The organism is Aequoribacter sp. (genome assembly GCF_965659035.1).
In the GTDB taxonomy this organism is placed as follows: Bacteria; Pseudomonadota; Gammaproteobacteria; order Pseudomonadales; family Halieaceae; genus Aequoribacter.
Genome location: NZ_CBFHWH010000121.1, coordinates 1 through 2,193 on the forward strand (window position 1 = coordinate 1; position 2,193 = coordinate 2,193).

3 protein-coding genes are annotated in these 2,193 nt (G+C 55.4%); 2 read left to right on the forward strand and 1 reads right to left on the reverse strand.

The genetic code is table 11. The features are described 5' to 3' along the window. A partial coding sequence (locus tag ACTF5Z_RS11370; RefSeq protein ID WP_438985737.1) for a TetR/AcrR family transcriptional regulator occupies window positions 1-434 on the reverse strand: 434 nt, incomplete at its 3' end. Window positions 435-593: 159 nt separating this feature from the next. On the opposite strand from ACTF5Z_RS11370, the gene ACTF5Z_RS11375 reads away from it, so the two are divergent. Both ACTF5Z_RS11375 and ACTF5Z_RS11380 read left to right on the forward strand, forming a co-directional pair. Next, complete coding sequence (locus ACTF5Z_RS11375) at window positions 594-1,709, forward strand: efflux RND transporter periplasmic adaptor subunit (protein WP_438985738.1); 1,116 nt, start codon at window positions 594-596, stop codon at window positions 1,707-1,709. Continuing rightward, window positions 1,706-2,193: efflux RND transporter permease subunit (locus ACTF5Z_RS11380; RefSeq protein ID WP_438985739.1), on the forward strand; the 488-nt coding region annotated here is incomplete at its 3' end. The genes ACTF5Z_RS11375 and ACTF5Z_RS11380, both read left to right, overlap by 4 nt.

Below are 2,193 nucleotides of genomic sequence, written 5' to 3' on the forward strand. Positions count from 1 at the left end.
CCCACTGGAGGTGCGGCCTCTACTCGAGTGTCATCAAAATCCTGCTGCCGACCCTGGCGCTCATTAGTGCTAGAGGCCTTACCCAACAAAATGGCAATGGCTGGTGCAGCGAATCGCTCGCGATACGCCCTCAGACTTGCCAGAAACAGAGCCTCTTTTCCGCCAAAATCGGTATAGATTCCGCCTCGGCTGACGCCGGTTGCCGATACAAGATCTTCCATGCTCGTCGCAAAATATCCGTTGCTCCAGAAGACGGCCATCGCGCTGTCTACAAGCTGCTCTCTGGATTGGGTTCGCGGTCTCGGCACGGTTACCATTATCTCCTGAACGGGGCGCTTTATGTTAATTCCGCTACCAGAGGTTTCCACAGCGCGCACGGGATATTCTGATGGGTTGCTACTCAAACGGGTTGCTTTCTGGAACGATTGTTCCATAATGATCTGCAAAGAGCAACACAACAGATTGGGCCGTCCTCCGATGGCAGGCTAGCGAAGCGGCGATCAGGCAGAGCGCGATTCGCACTAAAGACTCTGGAGGACTGCAGGAACAACACGATGCAGATGTCTTTGGATCAAGTAAAAAGGAAAGTAAGTATGCGCGGTCTCAATTCCATGGTGAACTTTCTCGGACCGTATGGCTTGATACTCTCTTGGGCTTTACTGATTGCGCCCTCTGCTGGCGCACAAGACAGTGAGCTAGGTGGCCGCCTTCGAGTCAGTGTGGCCCCCGCAACAGAAACGACGCTAACAGAAAGACGCAGCACAACAGGCGTTGTTCGAGCTTGGCGCACAGCAACCGTGTCGGCAGAAATACCGGGACGTGTACGAGAACGACACGTAGAACCCGGGTATTTTGCGGCTCAGGAAGAAAACCTGATCAGCGTAGATCCGCGTCGTGTTAATGCGGCGCTTCGTAGTGCACAAGCAACGCTTGCCGCCCAGCGCGTCAATGTCGCAGACGCAGAGCAAGATTTGGAGCGCACCCTAAGCCTACTTGCCAAAGGGGCGGTCAGTCAGGATGTCGTAGACGACCGGCGGTTCGACTTACAGCGGGCGAACGCTCAGCTTGAAATAACGGCCGCGGCTCTCGAGGATGCCCAGAGGCAAGCAGCCGACGTCGATACCAAAGCGCCATTTGCCGGCAAGATTGAAACGGTATACGTCCAAGTTGGCGACTACGTAAGCACTGGAACGCCGGTTGCTGCCATATCTGACTTTTCAAAAGTGCGTATCATCACCGGTGTCAGCAGCAGAGATATAAGTCGTATTGCATGGGGTGAGACGGCGCAAATCATTCTACCCGACCTTGGCGGGTTGGAACTGCCCGCGAAAGTGAGCAGCGTGGGCAGCATTAAAGATGCGCGCAGCGGCAATTTCCCTGTGGAATTAGTACTCGATACCGGTCCACTGACGCGGTTACGTGATGGCTTGGTTGCCACCGTAACCTGGGGGGCTGGCATGGATAAGGCCGAGCTCACCATACCCACTAGCGCAATATTGCGCCGCGACGGGCGAATCGTTGCGTACACGGTGCGAGACGGCATTGCAACAGAACGGCAAATCACAACGGGGCGCAGCAATGCGGAACGCGTCGTTATCCACGAGGGGATTAACCTTGGAGATCACGTTGTCATCGAGGGCCACTTTGCGTTGCGCGACGGAGCCCGTGTCGACGTTGTGTATGAACGTCGGCCTGGGGATGATCGATGATTCGTTTCTTCGCTGAACGTCACCTCGTCGCTAATGTACTGGCCATTACGACGGTTGTCCTCGCTTTTTACCTTTCGCCTTCGATCTCTCGGGAGTATCTGCCCAGCGTTGATATGCCTCGAGTGATTATCACAGCGCGACTCCCTGGCGCTTCCGCTCGGGATGTAGAAACCAAGCTAACGATACCCATTCAAGAAGCGGTCGAAGACGTCGACGGTATCGACGAATACTACACGACGATCTCGGACAGCGTATCCGTAACCACAGTCGAACTGTATATGGACAGCACCGAGACTCAGGTGTTGTCCGCGATCCAAGACCTACGCGACGCGCTGGATGGAATTTCTGACTTCCCGGCCGAGATGGAAGAGGCTCCAACGCTCGTGCGCGCAAACCCAGGAAAATCAGCGATTATCGAGATCGCGCTCGCGGGCCCCATGGAAGAACTGGCCCCCTTAGCCGAAGACTTAGAACACCGTATAGA

Bases quoted from the DNA above. Each gene is read 5' to 3' on its own strand.
- ACTF5Z_RS11375 (WP_438985738.1), top strand. From the start codon at position 594: ATGCGCGGTCTCAATTCCATGGTGAACTTTCTCGGACCGTATGGCTTG.